General features: G+C 55.8%; 11 protein-coding genes and 1 pseudogene. 9 read left to right on the top strand and 3 right to left on the bottom strand.

The window, feature by feature from the left end; all coding sequences use genetic code 11:
* Positions 1-53 precede the first annotated feature (53 nt).
* The 3 genes from rstA (at position 54) to tus (ending at position 3116) form a co-directional block, all read left to right on the top strand.
* Positions 54-779 carry a two-component system response regulator RstA gene (gene rstA / locus C7387_RS05625; RefSeq protein WP_038257397.1) on the top strand — a complete coding sequence of 242 codons (726 nt, stop codon included), beginning with the start codon at positions 54-56 and terminating at the stop codon, positions 777-779.
* 27 nt (positions 780-806) lie between these two features.
* Positions 807-2108 (top strand): two-component system sensor histidine kinase RstB, encoded by a 1302-nt coding sequence (rstB, locus tag C7387_RS05620; RefSeq protein WP_006820078.1) that lies wholly within the window; start codon positions 807-809, stop codon positions 2106-2108.
* A gap of 75 nt (positions 2109-2183) precedes the next feature.
* Positions 2184-3116: a DNA replication terminus site-binding protein gene (gene tus, locus C7387_RS05615; RefSeq protein ID WP_006820079.1), complete on the top strand. Its 933-nt coding sequence runs from the start codon at positions 2184-2186 to the stop codon at positions 3114-3116.
* Here the strand turns inward: tus and fumC are convergent.
* Positions 3106-4509: a class II fumarate hydratase gene (gene fumC, locus C7387_RS05610; protein WP_120816255.1), complete on the bottom strand. Its 1404-nt coding sequence runs from the start codon at positions 4507-4509 to the stop codon at positions 3106-3108. The genes tus and fumC overlap by 11 nt on opposite strands.
* A 137-nt stretch (positions 4510-4646) precedes the next feature.
* On the opposite strand from fumC, the pseudogene C7387_RS23105 reads away from it, so the two are divergent.
* Positions 4647-4754 (top strand): annotated as a pseudogene (locus C7387_RS23105) (type VI secretion system tube protein Hcp); the annotation flags it as partial.
* A 64-nt stretch (positions 4755-4818) separates the two neighbouring features.
* Here the strand turns inward: C7387_RS23105 and fumA are convergent.
* Positions 4819-6465 (bottom strand): class I fumarate hydratase FumA, encoded by a 1647-nt coding sequence (gene fumA / locus C7387_RS05600; RefSeq protein ID WP_120816254.1) that lies wholly within the window; start codon positions 6463-6465, stop codon positions 4819-4821.
* A gap of 200 nt (positions 6466-6665) precedes the next feature.
* Between fumA and manA the strand changes: the two genes are divergently transcribed.
* Together manA and C7387_RS05590 are read left to right on the top strand one after the other, a co-directional pair.
* On the top strand, positions 6666-7844 hold the full coding sequence (gene manA, locus C7387_RS05595) for a mannose-6-phosphate isomerase (RefSeq protein ID WP_006820082.1): 1179 nt from the start codon (positions 6666-6668) through the stop codon (positions 7842-7844).
* A gap of 98 nt (positions 7845-7942) precedes the next feature.
* The gene (locus C7387_RS05590; RefSeq protein WP_120816253.1) at positions 7943-9475 is read left to right on the top strand and encodes a YdgA family protein; all 1533 of its coding nucleotides are present in this window, start codon (positions 7943-7945) and stop codon (positions 9473-9475) included.
* Positions 9476-9556: 81 nt separating this feature from the next.
* Here the strand turns inward: C7387_RS05590 and C7387_RS05585 are convergent, their stop codons facing one another.
* On the bottom strand, positions 9557-10585 hold the full coding sequence (locus tag C7387_RS05585; RefSeq protein WP_006820084.1) for a Mal regulon transcriptional regulator MalI: 1029 nt from the start codon (positions 10583-10585) through the stop codon (positions 9557-9559).
* Between the two features lie 176 nt (positions 10586-10761).
* Here C7387_RS05585 and malX point away from each other — a divergent pair, with 176 nt between their 5' ends.
* The 3 genes from malX (at position 10762) to add (ending at position 14684) form a co-directional block, all read left to right on the top strand.
* Positions 10762-12351 (top strand): maltose/glucose-specific PTS transporter subunit IIBC, encoded by a 1590-nt coding sequence (gene malX, locus C7387_RS05580; protein WP_006820085.1) that lies wholly within the window; start codon positions 10762-10764, stop codon positions 12349-12351.
* Between the two features lie 62 nt (positions 12352-12413).
* Positions 12414-13586, top strand: coding sequence for a MalY/PatB family protein (locus C7387_RS05575; RefSeq protein ID WP_120816252.1), 1173 nt, complete (start codon positions 12414-12416; stop codon positions 13584-13586).
* A gap of 96 nt (positions 13587-13682) precedes the next feature.
* Positions 13683-14684 (top strand): adenosine deaminase, encoded by a 1002-nt coding sequence (add, locus tag C7387_RS05570; RefSeq protein ID WP_038257352.1) that lies wholly within the window; start codon positions 13683-13685, stop codon positions 14682-14684.
* Positions 14685-14699 lie beyond the last annotated feature (15 nt).

The raw sequence follows: 14699 nt of genomic DNA, 5'->3' as shown, positions 1-14699 counted from the left end.
AGCCAGACTGCGCCCGGTGTATGTTTATCCTTTTGGTAATGCATAGACGCAATATGAGCAAGATCGTTTTTGTCGAAGATGATCCGGAAGTCGGTACGTTAATCGCCGCCTATCTGGGCAAGCATGATATCGATGTCTTAGTAGAACCGCGTGGCGACACCGCCGAAGCGGTGATCCTTCGTGAGAAGCCTGACCTGGTGCTGCTGGATATCATGCTGCCAGGTAAAGACGGGATGACCCTGTGCCGCGACCTGCGCAGCCAGTGGCAGGGCCCGATTGTCCTGCTAACCTCCCTCGACAGCGACATGAACCATATTCTGGCGCTCGAGATGGGTGCCAGCGATTACATCCTGAAAACCACACCGCCAGCGGTGCTGCTGGCCCGTCTGCGTCTGCATTTACGCCAGCATGTTGCCACAAGCGCTACACCTCAACCGTCTGGCGCAACCCCACTGACGCCGCATAAAGCCATTCGCTTTGGCTCACTATCAATTGATCCGGTTAACCGTCAGGTGACGCTTACCGGCGATATCGTTGCCCTTTCCACCGCCGATTTTGACCTGCTCTGGGAACTTGCCACCCATGCCGGGCAGATTATGGATCGCGATGCGCTGCTAAAAAATCTGCGTGGCGTGAGCTACGATGGTATGGATCGCAGCGTCGACGTGGCCATTTCTCGCCTGCGTAAGAAACTGCTCGACAGCGCGACGGAGCCGTATCGCATTAAAACCGTGCGCAATAAAGGCTACCTTTTTGCCCCACACGCCTGGGACAACTGATCCTAAGGTCCTTTTACAGGTCATGTTATGAAAAAGCTGTTCGTCCAGTTTTACCTGCTGCTGTTTGTCTGTTTTCTGGTGATGACCATGCTGGTCGGTCTGGTCTATAAATTCACCGCCGAACGCGCCGGACGCCAGTCTCTTGATGACCTGATGAAAAGCTCACTGTTCCTGATGCGTGCAGAACTGCGCGAGATCCCACCGCGGGACTGGAGCAAAACCCTCAAGGCGATGGATTTTAACCTCTCCTTCGACCTGCGGGTTGAGCCGATGAATAAGTACCAGCTCTCCGAAAGCGCCATGAAACACCTGAAAGCCGGTGACATCGTGGCGCTGGAAGATCAGTATACGTTTATCCAGCGGATCCCCCGCAGCCACTATGTGTTATCCGTCGGACCGGTTCCCTATCTCTACTTCCTGCACGAAATGCGTCTGCTGGACGTGGCGCTGATGGCGCTGATTGCCTTTTCGCTCGCCATTCCGGTGTTTGTCTGGATGCGTCCGCACTGGGAGGACATGCTACGGCTGGAAGCCGCCGCACAGCGTTTCGGTGACGGTCACCTGACCGAACGGATACATTTTGACAGTATGTCCAGCTTCCAGCGTCTGGGAGTGGCGTTTAACCAGATGGCCGACAATATCAATGCGCTGATCGCCAGCAAGAAGCAGCTTATCGATGGGATCGCCCACGAGCTGCGAACCCCGCTGGTGCGCCTGCGCTACCGGCTGGAAATGAGCGAGAACCTGAGTGAAGCGGAGTCTCTGGCGCTTAACCGCGACATCAGCCAACTGGAAGCTCTGATTGAAGAGCTGCTGACCTATGCTCGCCTCGATCGTCCACAGAACGAGCTCACCCTGACAACACCCGATTTACCGCAATGGATAACCGCCCATGTGGAAGATATTCAGACGGTCAACCCGCAACGGACCGTGGCGCTTTCGCAACTGAGTCAGGGTGATTATGGCGCGCTGGATATGCGTCTCATGGAACGCGTTGTTGATAACCTCGTGAACAATGCTCTGCGTTACAGCACCTCGCGCGTGGATGTTAGCCTGACTCTCCAGGGCTCCCGCGCCGTACTGCGTGTGGCAGACGATGGCCCGGGAATTGCCGAGGACGAACGTGAACGCGTTTTCGAACCGTTTGTGCGCCTGGATCCCAGCCGCGACCGCGCGACCGGGGGCTGTGGGCTGGGTCTGGCGATTGTCCATTCAATCGCGCAGGCGATGTCCGGGGAAGTCTCCTGCGATGCCAGCGAGTCTGGTGGCGCCAGCTTCTGTTTTAGCTGGCCGGTGTACCACAATATCTCCTTTACCGCCCTGTCCTGACGAGGATTTGCACAAAAGCTGACCTCTGCGTATGATAAAATAAAAATTAGTATGTTGTAACTAATACGAGGGGTTATGGCACAGTACGATACGATTGAACGCCTGACGGGCACCTTCCGTCAGCTCGAGCGCGAACTCCAGTTACTGAAGGATGAACTGGGCCAGTGTCGACTGCTGGCCGCACGGACTTTTACCCTGCCTGAGGTCAGCAAAGAACAGGAACACAGCCCGCTGTCACGTATTGAGGTAACCCAGCACGTGGGACAGGAGGCGCTTGAACGTGCTCTCAAACACTTCAGTCATCTGTTTATTCAGCAGCAGTCCGAGAAGCGCAGCAGCAAGGCCGCGGTGCGCCTGCCCGGCGTTATCTGTTTTCAAACTACGCTCCACGAGCAGGAAGCGATTGCAGGACGAGTTGCGCAGATAAACCAGCTCAAGGCGGCCTTTGAAAAGATTGTCACCGTAGAGTCGGGTCTCCCTTCTGCCGCCCGCTTCGAGTGGGTACATCGTCATCTTCCAGGGTTGATGACGCTCGGAGCCTATCGTTCGCTGACGCTGCTGCACGACCCGGCCACCCTGCGCTTCGGATGGGCAAATAAACACTTTATGAAAAATCTGACCCGCGATGAGGTGTTAAAGCAGCTGGAAAACAGCCTGCGTTCGCCGCGCGCCGTACCGCCGTGGACCCGGGAAGAGTGGCAGGCGAAGCTTGAACGAGAGTATCAGGATATCGCCGCCCTGCCGCAGCGTGCCGCGCTGAAGATCAAGCGGCCGGTGAAAGTACAGCCGATAGCCCGGGTGTGGTATGCCGGAGAACAAAAACAGGTTCAACATGCCTGCCCAAGCCCGCTGATTGCACTGATTTCCGGCACTCGTGGCGTCAGCGTGCCGGAAATCGGTGAGCTACTCAATTATGATGAAGATAACGTGCAGTACCGTTACAAACCCCAGGCACAGCCGCTGACGTTGCTGATCCCCCGGCTGCACCTGTATCTCGCTAACGGTTAACCGGCAGGCTGCCCACCATCTCCTCCGGGCGTACCCAGAGGTCGAACTCCGCTTCGCTGAGATACCCCAGCGCCAGCGCGGAAGCCTTCAGGGTAAGCCCCTCTTTGTGCGCTTTTTTGGCAATTTCGGCAGCCTTGTCGTAGCCGATATGGGTATTCAACGCCGTCACCAGCATCAGAGATTCATTCAGCAACTGATTAATCCGCTCGCGGTTCGGCTCGATGCCCACGGCGCAGTGCTCGTTAAAGCTCTCCATGCTGTCAGCCAGTAAACGCACGGACTGCAGGAAGTTATGGATAACCATCGGTCGATAGACGTTAAGCTCAAAGTTACCTGACGCTCCGCCCATATTGACCGCCACATCGTTCCCCATCACCTGACAGCAGAGCATGGTCATCGCTTCACACTGGGTTGGGTTCACCTTGCCCGGCATAATGGACGACCCGGGCTCGTTTTCCGGGATAGCGATTTCGCCAATGCCGCAACGCGGACCGGACGCCAGCCAGCGCACGTCGTTGGCAATTTTCATCAACGAAGCAGCAAGCCCCTTCAGGGCACCGTGACTGTGAACCAGCGCATCGCAGGTCGCCAGCGCTTCAAACTTATTCGGCGCGGTCACAAAAGGCTGCCCGGTGATCGCCGCCAGCTCTTTGGCCACCCGCACAGCATATTCCGGATGAGTGTTAAGCCCGGTACCAACGGCCGTCCCCCCCAGCGCCAGTTCACTCAGGTGCGGCAAACTCAGCTCCAGGTGCTTAAGATTATGCTCAAGCATTGCCACCCAGCCGGAAAACTCCTGCCCGAGCGTCAGCGGCGTGGCGTCCTGCAAGTGAGTACGACCAATCTTGACGATATCGGCAAAGGCTTTCGCTTTCTGATCCAGGGTTTGCTTCAGTACCTTCAGCTGTGGGATCAGATGCTCATTCACCGCCAGTACCGCCGCCACGTGCATCGCGGTCGGGAACACATCGTTCGAGCTCTGGCTCTTATTCACATCATCGTTCGGGTGAATTTTACGATCCATCCCCCGTACACCACCAAGAAGCTCACTCCCCCGATTCGCCAGCACCTCGTTCATGTTCATGTTGCTTTGGGTACCGGAGCCGGTCTGCCAGATAGCCAAAGGGAATTCACCCGGGTGTTTGCCTGCCAGCACTTCGTCGGCGGCAGCGATAATCGCCCCGGCTTTCTCATCAGACAGCAGATGCAGATCCTGATTTACCTTCGCCGCCGCCCGCTTGGTCAGCGCCAGGGCGTGGATCAGCGCATCCGGCATCTTCTCCGTTGAGATGCGGAAATGCTCCAGCGAACGCTGGGTTTGCGCGCCCCATAGTTTATCTGCCGGGACGTCAATCGCGCCCATAGAGTCTTTCTCGCGACGTATCGTGGTCATTACTTTCTCCTTGACATACAAAGTGATGGTTTCGACATTGCTCACCTGCAATCAGGTTTAAGTATTGCTCTTTTTTTTGTTCTGGGTTGTCAGGACGTGCGGGTAAACTTTAATCCCACCAAATCCACCACCGTTACAGCACTCACCAGGAAACGCTCGAGCTGCGCTATGAAGCGATCGGCTGGAAGTACACGGATGGAAATATTAGCTATCGTGATTCATGGAACGATCGCGTTTGTGCCTGACACTCGCCATTGATGGCGGCTAAAGAGGAGCAATAAAAAACCGCCCCGAAGGGCGGCCTGGGTCTTACTTCACGCAGCGGGTACACTGCGAAGACTGGATCTGCTGGAAGAAGTCATTTCCTTTGTCATCGACAAGGATGAACGCCGGGAAGTCTTCCACTTCGATTTTCCAGATAGCTTCCATCCCCAGCTCCGGATACTCAACGCACTCCAGGCTCTTAATACTGCCCTGCGCCAGCACCGCTGCCGGGCCACCGATACTACCGAGGTAGAAACCACCGTGCTTGTGGCAGGCATCCGTCACCTGCTGGCTGCGGTTACCTTTCGCCAGCATGATCATGCTACCGCCCTCGGACTGCAGCTGATCGACGTAAGAATCCATACGCCCGGCGGTGGTTGGCCCCAGAGAACCGGAGGCGTACCCTTCCGGCGTTTTGGCCGGGCCAGCGTAGTAGATCGGGTGATCTTTGATGTACTGCGGCAGCCCTTCGCCGTTATCCATCCGCTCTTTAAGCTTGGCGTGCGCGATGTCGCGGCCAACGATGATGGTGCCGGAAAGCGACAGACGAGTCGAAACCGGGTATTGCGACAGCTGTTTGAGGATTTCGCTCATCGGGCGGTTAAGATCCACCCGTACCGCTTCACCTTCACCCGCCTTACGTAGCGATTCCGGAATGAATTTACCCGGGTTATCTTCCAGTTTTTCCAGCCAGATCCCCTGACGGTTGATCTTAGCTTTGATGTTACGGTCAGCTGAGCAGGAAACGCCCATGCCTACCGGGCAGGAAGCTCCGTGACGCGGCAGGCGCACCACGCGGATATCGTGGGCAAAGTACTTACCGCCAAACTGCGCGCCGAGGCCGAGATTCTGCGCCTCTTCCAGCAACTCTTTCTCAAGCTGTACGTCGCGGAATGCCTGGCCGTGCTCATTACCTTCCGTCGGCAGGCCGTCGTAATATTTCGTGGAGGCGAGTTTCACGGTCTTCAGCGTCGCTTCCGCCGAGGTTCCGCCAATTACGAAAGCGATGTGATACGGCGGGCACGCCGCGGTGCCGAGGGTGCGCATCTTCGCCACCAGGTAATCTTTCAGTTTATCCGGGGTCAGCAGCGCTTTGGTTTCCTGATACAGGTACGTTTTGTTTGCGGAACCGCCGCCTTTGGCGACGCAGAGGAACTTGTATTCATCCCCATCCACGCTGTAGAGATCAATCTGTGCCGGCAGATTGGTGCCGGTGTTCACCTCTTTGTACATATCCAGCGCGGCGTTTTGCGAATAACGCAGGTTATCTTCGATATAGGTGTTATACACCCCGCGCGCCAGCGCAGCTTCATCGCCGCCGCCGGTCCACACGCGCTGTCCTTTTTTACCCATGATGATGGCGGTGCCGGTATCCTGGCAGGTTGGCAGAATGCCTTTGGCCGCAATCTCAGAGTTACGCAGGAACTGCAGCGCCACGTACTTGTCGTTTTCGCTGGCCTCCGGATCATTGAGAATATCGGCCACCTGCTGCTGATGCGCCGGGCGCAACATAAAGGAAGCGTCGTGGAAGGCGTGATGCGCCAGCAACGTCAACGCCTGCGGATCGACTTTCAGAATTTCCTGACCTTCAAATTCTGCTACAGAAACGTGATCAGTGCTGAGGAGATAGTATTCGGTTTCGTCCTTTTTGAGGGGAAAAGGATCCTGATAATGAAAGGGTTTGTTCGACATTATGCTCTCACTTGCTACCGTGGCTAATTATGGTTACGGCAAATCTTCCATTTGCCCTGTTCAAAAGCGAGTTTGCATATCCTACACAATTTTTTAACAAAAACTGAGACAAGGACGACTTTTTATCGACACAGGTGACTTACCCGGCGGTTTATTGGTTTAATAGACGTAGATTAACCATATGAATACAGGGCTTGATAATGCAAAAACTCATCAACTCAGTGCAGAACTACGCCTGGGGAAGTCAAACTGCGTTAACGGAACTCTACGGTATCGCCAATCCTGACCACCAGCCGATGGCAGAACTGTGGATGGGTGCGCATCCGAAAAGCAGTTCGAAGATAGAAGGCGCCGATGGCCAGGTGCATTCCCTGCGCGAGGTGATTGATGCCGATAAAGCCGGTTTACTCGGCCAGGAAGTCGCTTCACGCTTTGGTGAACTGCCGTTCCTGTTCAAAGTACTCTGTGCCGCACAGCCGCTGTCTATTCAGGTTCACCCGAATAAGCGCGCCTCTGAAATCGGTTTTGCCAAAGAAAATGCCGCCGGGATCCCACTCGACGCCGCAGAGCGTAACTACAAAGATCCGAACCACAAACCGGAGCTGGTCTTTGCCCTCACCCCATTCCTTGCGATGAACGCCTTCCGCGAATTCTCAGAAATTGTGTCTCTGCTGCAGCCCGTTGCCGGAGCGCACACCGCGATTGCGCATTTCCTGCAGGCACCTGACGCTGAGCGTCTGAGCGAACTGTTCGCCAGCCTCCTCAATATGCAGGGGGAAGAAAAATCCCGTGCGCTGGCTATTCTGAAAGCCGCCGTAGACAGCCAGCAGGGTGAGCCGTGGCAGACTATTCGCCTGATCGCTCAATTTTACCCGGACGACAGCGGCCTCTTCTCTCCGCTGCTGCTGAACGTGGTGAAACTGAACCCGGGTGAAGCGATGTTCCTGTTCGCCGAAACTCCGCACGCCTACCTGCAGGGTGTGGCGCTGGAAGTAATGGCCAACTCCGACAACGTGCTGCGCGCCGGATTAACGCCGAAGTACATCGACATCCCTGAGCTCGTAGCCAACGTCAAGTTCGTCGCCAAACCGGCGGCAGAACTGCTGACGCAGCCGCAAAAACATGGCAGCGAGCTGGATTTCCCAATCCCGGTTGATGACTTTGCGTTCTCCCTGCACGACCTCTCCTCCCGGGAGAGCGAGATTGCCCAACACAGTGCAGCAATTCTCTTCTGCGTGGAAGGCGAAGCGGTGCTGCGTAAGGGCGAAAAACGCCTGGCGTTGAAAGCGGGTGAATCCGCGTTCGTCAGCGCGGCAGAATCCCCGGTCTGCGTCAGCGGCACCGGACGTCTGGCAAGGGTGTTCAATAAGCTGAAGTAAATACTGAAGTTTTGCCGCAGTATTGCTAAGCTGAAAAGCAGCCTCATGACATCACAGGCGGACGGTTCCGCCTGTTTTCTTTTTTATGGATAAACGCTATGAAAAAATCGCTGGTAGCAGCCGGAGTGATTATCGCTCTGGGCGTGGTATGGACAGGCGGTGCCTGGTATACCGGAAAACAGTTCGAAAGCCGTATTTCAGAGATGGTGCAGCAAGCTAACGCGCAGATTAAACGCACCGCGCCGGAATCTGCAGTAGAGCTTGGGTATCAAAACTACCAGCGTGGTGTCTTCTCGAGCCAGCTGGATCTGGTCGTCAAACCTGTCGCCGGAGCCGCTAACAGCTGGCTGCAGCCCGGACAAAGCGTCATCCTGAAAGAAGATGTCGACCACGGTCCGTTCCCGCTGGCGTCATTGAAATCATTCAACCTGATCCCGGCAATGGCTTCCGTCCACACGGTGCTGGTGAATAACGACGTGACGAAACACCTGTTTGATCTCGCTAAAGGTCAGTCACCTTTCGACATCAACACGCGCATCAGCTACAACGGTGACACGCGTTCTGCTATCGACCTGAAAGCGCTGAACTATGAATCTGAAGGCGAGAAAGTTGCGTTCAGCGGCGGCAATTTTGTCTTCGAAGCCGGCGGTGATGGTAAAACCTATGCCCTCAGTGGTGAAGCGCAAAGCGGCCTTATCGACACCGTTAACGAATACAACCAGAAGGTTAAGCTAACTTTCAACAATCTGAAAACCGAAGGTAACAGTTCCCTGACCGGTTTTGACGAGTTCGTCGGTGACCAGAAAGTGAATCTGGAAAAACTGGCGATTTCTGTTGAAGGCAAAGAGCTGGCGTTACTGGAAGGCATGACCCTCGACGGCAAATCCGATCTGGTTAACGATGGTAAAACTGTCAACACCCAGCTCGATTACACCCTCAACAGCCTTAAGCTGCAGGGTCAGGATATGGGCACCGGTAAACTGACGCTGAAAATCGGCCAGATTGACGGTCAGGCCTGGCACCAGTTCAGCCAGCAGTACAATGCGCAGGCTCAGGCGCTGTTAGCACAGCCTGATTTGACCCAGAACCCGGAACTCTACCAGCAGAAACTCGCTGACGCCTTCTTTGGCGCACTGCCGCTCCTGCTGAAAGGCGATCCGTCTATCACCATTGCGCCGCTGAGCTGGAAAAACAGCAAAGGCGAAACCAGCTTCAATCTGTCAATACTGCTCAAAGATCCGTCTAAGGCAACCGGAGAGCCGAAAACGCTCGCAGAGAGTCTGGATCGCACCCTGAAATCGCTGGATGGCAAACTGGCAATCCCGATGGATATGGCCACCGAGTTCATGACCCAGGTGGCACGTATCGAAGGTTACCAGCAGGATGAAGCCGCGAAGCTTGCGGTTCAGCAGGTGAAAGGCCTTGCGGCGATGGGACAGATGTTCCGTCTGACTACGCTTGAGAACGACACCATCGGCACCAGCCTGCAGTATGCGAACGGCCAGGTGACACTGAACGGGCAGAAAATGCCGCTGGAAGATTTCGTCGGGATGTTTGGTATGCCGGATCTCGGTATTCCGGCACCAGCTGAAGCTCCGGCTCCGGCTCCGGCTCCGGCTCCGGCACAGTAACAACGCCCTTGCCCCGACAATGCCAGTCAGCCCGCTGACTGGCATTTTTGTTTCTGCGTCAGTTGGTGATACCAGAAGGCGTTATTTCCGGGTAATCAATCGCGGAGGCATTATCTGATTGTTGAGGGTTACTCTGCCGGTATCAATACGCTGGAGAATGCGCTCTGCCAGACTTTTGCCCATCTCGCGTGCGGGCATGGTAACCCATGTCAGCGGCAGATCGTCGAGCGCCTCTTCCGACACTTCCGCAAAGGCCGCCAGAGTAACGCGCTGCTCAAAGTAACTCTCGACGCTGGCTTCCCCACTCTGCATCCCGGCGCGCATCAGGCCAAACCACGCCCCCATGGCGATGACGTTGTTATAACAAAGCACCGCGGTGATCATCGGATACTGGCGCAGCAGTCCGGTCATGGCTTCTGCAGCCTGCTTCTGGCTGGTGCCGCACTCCAGCACCCATTCACTGTGGAAAGGTAAGCCATATTTGAGCAGCGTGGCGCAGTAGCCTCCCACGCGTTCGGCACGGGTGAGCGATGAACTCAGACCACCGAGCCAGGCAATCCGCTGGTGGCCCCGACGGATAAGATGCTCGGTGACCATCTGCGCCGCCTGCATATTGTCTGGCCGAATCAGCTCGACTTCATCCTGGCAGCTGGCTCGCGAAGCAAAAAGCAGCGGAATACCCGCCTCTTCCGCCCGCTCACAAAGCTCAACGCCACGATTGACGGCACCGGCGATAATCACGCCATCCACACCCTGCGAGATCAGCGTTTCAAAGCGCTGCGCCATGTTTTCGCCTTCCCGCCCGGCCTGGGTCAGAAAGACCATTTTGCCCTGTGACTCCAGGGTGTTGGTGATCCCGGAGGTGAGCTCAGCATAAAACGACGACTGCAGATCGCTGACTATCAGACCAATCACACCCGTTGCCGCGCCACGCAGCGACGCAGCCTGGCGGTTGCGCACAAACCCCAGCTGTTCAATCGCCTGATTGACCTTTTCCCCCGTCGCGGAAGAGATGCGCCCTTTGCCACTGAGGACAAGCGAGACCGTACTGACCGAAACACCCGCGGCCAGCGCGACATCGTTAATGGTTATCTTCTTTGCGATTGCCATGGGTGGCATCCGGCTCCCTGTAAAATTGTCAGATAAAACGTTTTATCAACGCCCCGTAGTTATAAACCTTATCTTCATTTGAAATTGTGATTTGCTTCGCACTAAAGTTTGGTAAAACGTTTTATCTTTCTGCTGCATCATCACTAACGATTATTTTTACAACAAGGAGTCGTTTTATGACGACCAAAGCAGCACCAAAAGTTACTCTGTGGGAGTTTTTTCAGCAGCTAGGGAAAACATTCATGTTACCCGTGGCGCTGCTTTCCTTCTGCGGCATCATGCTGGGTATCGGCAGTTCGCTGAGTAGCCATGATGTCACCACCCTGTTGCCGTGGCTCGATACCCCGATCCTGCAGGCCATTTTCATCTGGATGAGCAAAGTCGGCTCCTTCGCCTTCAGCTTCCTGCCGGTGATGTTCTGTATCGCTATCCCGCTGGGACTGGCGCGTGAGAACAAAGGCGTCGCGGCTTTCGCCGGTTTTGTCGGCTATGCGGTAATGAACCTGGCGGTGAACTTCTGGCTCACGGCGAAAGGAATTCTTCCAACCACCGACGCGGCGATCCTGAAGGCTAACAACATTCAGAATATCCTCGGGATCCAGTCCATTGACACCGGTATTCTCGGCGCGGTTATCGCGGGTGTGATTGTCTGGATGCTGCACGAGCGTTTCCACTCAATTCGTCTGCCGGACGCGCTGGCGTTCTTCGGCGGTACCCGCTTCGTGCCAATCATCACCACCGTGGTGATGGGTCTGGTCGGTCTGGCTATCCCACTTATCTGGCCAATCTTTGCCAAAGGCATCAACGCCCTCGGCTGGCTGATTAACAGCGCCGGCGATTTTGGCCCGATGATCTTCGGTACCGGTGAACGTCTGCTGCTGCCGTTTGGTCTGCACCATATCCTCGTGGCACTGATCCGCTTCACCGAAGCCGGTGGCACCATGGACGTCTGTGGTAAAACCGTCAGCGGCGCGCTGACCATTTTCCAGACCCAACTGAGCTGCCCGAGCACGCACGGTTTCTCTGAGAGCGCGACCCGCTTCCTGTCTCAGGGTAAAATGCCCGCCTTCCTCGGCGGTCTGCCGGGTGCAGCCCTGGCAATGTACCACTGCGCCCGTCCTGAAAACCGTCATAAAATTAAAGGCCTGCTGATTTCCGGCGTGGTGGCCTGTGTTATCGGCGGCACCACTGAACCGCTGGAGTTCCTGTTCCTGTTCGTCGCGCCGGTGCTGTACGTTATCCACGCGCTGTTGACTGGTCTGGGCTTCACCGTGATGGCTATTCTCGGCGTGACCATCGGCAACACCGACGGTAACATTATTGACTTCGTGGTGTTCGGGATCCTGCACGGTCTGTCTACCAAATGGTATCTGGTGCCGGTGGTGGCGGCTATCTGGTTTGCGGTGTACTACGGTATCTTCCGCTTCGCCATCACCCGCTTTAACCTGAAGACCCCGGGCCGTGATATCGACACCAACCCGGTTGAGAAGGCAGTGGCCGGTACCGTTGGCAAATCGGGTTACAACGTGCCTGCTATCCTTGCCGCCCTCGGTGGTGCTGAGAACATCGTGACCCTGGACAACTGCATTACCCGCCTGCGTCTGTCGGTAAATGACATGTCGAAGGTCGACAGCAACGCGCTGAAAGCGAACCGTGCAATCGGGGTCGTTCAGCTTAACCAGCACAACCTGCAGGTGGTCATTGGCCCGCAGGTACAGTCAGTGAAAGATGAAATGGCCACCCTGATGAACACCGTTCAGGCCTGATACGCACAACCCCCTTCGCCTGAAGGGGGTTCTGTTTTTTGTGCAACGTAAAGGACGTTCTGATGTTTGATTTCTCCACTCCCATCGACAGACACGGCACCTGGTGCACCCAGTGGGATTATGTCGCCGATCGTTTTGGCGCAGCCGATCTGCTGCCCTTCACCATCTCCGACATGGATTTTGCCACCGCCCCCTGCATTATCGATGCCGTAAGCCAGCGTTTGCAGCACGGTGTATTCGGCTACAGCCGCTGGAAGAACGACGAGTTTCTCGGTGCAATTGCCCACTGGTTCGCGACCCGTTTCAACAGTGCCATCGATAAAGAATCTATTGTCTATGGCCCGTCGGTTATCTACATGGTTTCAGAAATGATCCGCCAGTGGTCTGCCCCGGGTGACGGCATCGTGGTACATACCCCAGCCTACGATGCCTTTTACAAAGCCATTGAAGGTAACGATCGCCAAATCGTTGCGGTTCCGCTCAGCAAAACGACGGAAGGCTGGAGCTGCGATATGTCTCGCCTTGAGCAGGTGCTCGCACAGCCGCAAAACCGTATTCTGCTACTCTGCAGCCCGCACAACCCGACCGGGAAAGTGTGGACGCGTGAGGAGCTTGCAACCATGGCTGCCTTGTGTGAAAAACACGACGTGAAAGTCATTAGCGATGAAATCCACATGGATATGGCCTGGGGAAATCACCGCCATACGCCGTGGTGCGAAGTGGCTCGCGGTCCGTGGTCGCTGTTTACCTCCGGTTCCAAGAGCTTCAATATTCCGGCATTTACCGGCGCTTACGGCCTGATTGGTGACGAGACTTCACGCCTCGGCTATCTGAACACGCTGAAAGGCCGCGATGGGCTCTCTTCCCCGTCGGTTCCGGCGCTGGTGGCACATATTGCCGCCTATCGCGATGGCGCTCCCTGGCTCGACGCATTACGCGCTTATTTACAGGACAACCTCACGTATATTGCACAGGAGCTGAATCAGGCCTTCCCGGCGCTGGAATGGCAGCCGCCGGAGTCGACCTATCTGGCATGGATCGATCTCAACCCGTTAGGCATTGATGACCGTGCACTGCAAAAAGCGCTGATTGAGCAGCAGAAAGTGGCCATTATGCCGGGCTACACCTACGGTGAAGAAGGCAACGGTTTTGTACGCCTGAATGCCGGTTGTCCCAGAGTCAAGCTCGAACAGGGCGTACAGCGGCTGATTGCCGCCATCCGTTCTCTGAGCTGACATTTTGCGCAACGGTGAAAATCGTTGCGCAAAATAGCTTTTTACCCGCATTTGTTTTTATAATGGTCCGCACTTTAACTAAAAAAGAGTGCGACCATGATTGATACATCCCTTCCATTAACTGACATCCATCGCCACCTTGATGGAAACATCCGCGCACAAACCATTCTCGATCTTGGCCGTCAGCATAATTTGACTCTTCCGGCTGATACGCTGGACGCCCTGCGTCCGCACGTTCAGGTCACCAGCAACGAACCCGATCTGGTGAGTTTCCTGTCGAAGCTTGACTGGGGCGTGAAAGTGCTGGCAACCCTTGATGCCTGCCGCCGCGTGGCGTACGAAAACATCGAAGATGCCGCACGTAACGGCCTGCACTATGTAGAGCTGCGTTTTTCTCCAGGCTATATGGCAATGACCCATGGATTACCTGTCGACGGCGTGGTCGAAGCCGTTATCGCCGGTGTGCGTGAAGGTAGCCGTGATTTCGGCGTGAAGGCCAATCTCATCGGCATCATGAGCCGTACTTTTGGTGAAACCGCCTGCCTGGCGGAGCTCGATGCCCTGCTGGCACACCGCGACGGGATTACCGCGCTGGACCTGGCCGGTGATGAACTTGGTTTTCCGGGCAGCCTGTTCCTGAGCCATTTTAACCGCGCCCGTGATGCGGGTCTGCATATTACCGTTCACGCAGGCGAAGCGGCTGGCCCGGAGAGTATCTGGCAGGCGATTCGTGAGCTGGGCGCTGAGCGTATCGGTCACGGTGTAAAAGCGGTGGAAGATCTCTCGCTGATGGATTTCCTGGCAAGCCAGCGTATTGGTATTGAATCCTGCCTGACGTCCAACATTCAGACCAGCACGGTTCCGTCGCTCGCTGGTCACCCGCTGAAAACCTTCCTGGAACACGGCGTGATGGCAAGCATCAACACCGACGATCCGGCGGTTCAGGGCATCGATATTATTCACGAGTACACCGTAGCCGCCCCGGCCGCCGGTCTGAGCCGCGAACAGATTCGCCAGGCGCAGAAAAACGGACTGGAAATGGCGTTCTTGAGCCCGCAAGAGAAGCAAGCATTGCGTGACACTGTCACCAAAAAGTAACCCTAAAAAGCCGCT

Origin of the sequence: Yokenella regensburgei (assembly GCF_003634235.1) — a bacterium.
In the GTDB taxonomy this organism is placed as follows: Bacteria; Pseudomonadota; Gammaproteobacteria; order Enterobacterales; family Enterobacteriaceae; genus Yokenella; species Yokenella regensburgei.
The sequence above is the reverse complement of the archived record's forward strand: the minus strand, read 5'-3'. Positions and strand labels throughout refer to the sequence as shown.

Excerpts from the sequence above, each read along its gene's own strand:
- fumC (WP_120816255.1), bottom strand. The coding sequence starts at position 4,509 with ATGACCACGATACGTCGCGAGAAAGACTCTATGGGCGCGATTGACGTC.
- malX (WP_006820085.1), top strand. The coding sequence starts at position 10,762 with ATGACGACCAAAGCAGCACCAAAAGTTACTCTGTGGGAGTTTTTTCAG.
- C7387_RS05585 (WP_006820084.1), bottom strand. The coding sequence starts at position 10,585 with ATGGCAATCGCAAAGAAGATAACCATTAACGATGTCGCGCTGGCCGCG.
- manA (WP_006820082.1), top strand. The coding sequence starts at position 6,666 with ATGCAAAAACTCATCAACTCAGTGCAGAACTACGCCTGGGGAAGTCAA.
- rstB (WP_006820078.1), top strand. The coding sequence starts at position 807 with ATGAAAAAGCTGTTCGTCCAGTTTTACCTGCTGCTGTTTGTCTGTTTT.
- C7387_RS05590 (WP_120816253.1), top strand. The coding sequence starts at position 7,943 with ATGAAAAAATCGCTGGTAGCAGCCGGAGTGATTATCGCTCTGGGCGTG.
- tus (WP_006820079.1), top strand. The coding sequence starts at position 2,184 with ATGGCACAGTACGATACGATTGAACGCCTGACGGGCACCTTCCGTCAG.
- add (WP_038257352.1), top strand. The coding sequence starts at position 13,683 with ATGATTGATACATCCCTTCCATTAACTGACATCCATCGCCACCTTGAT.
- C7387_RS05575 (WP_120816252.1), top strand. The coding sequence starts at position 12,414 with ATGTTTGATTTCTCCACTCCCATCGACAGACACGGCACCTGGTGCACC.
- fumA (WP_120816254.1), bottom strand. The coding sequence starts at position 6,465 with ATGTCGAACAAACCCTTTCATTATCAGGATCCTTTTCCCCTCAAAAAG.
- rstA (WP_038257397.1), top strand. The coding sequence starts at position 54 with ATGAGCAAGATCGTTTTTGTCGAAGATGATCCGGAAGTCGGTACGTTA.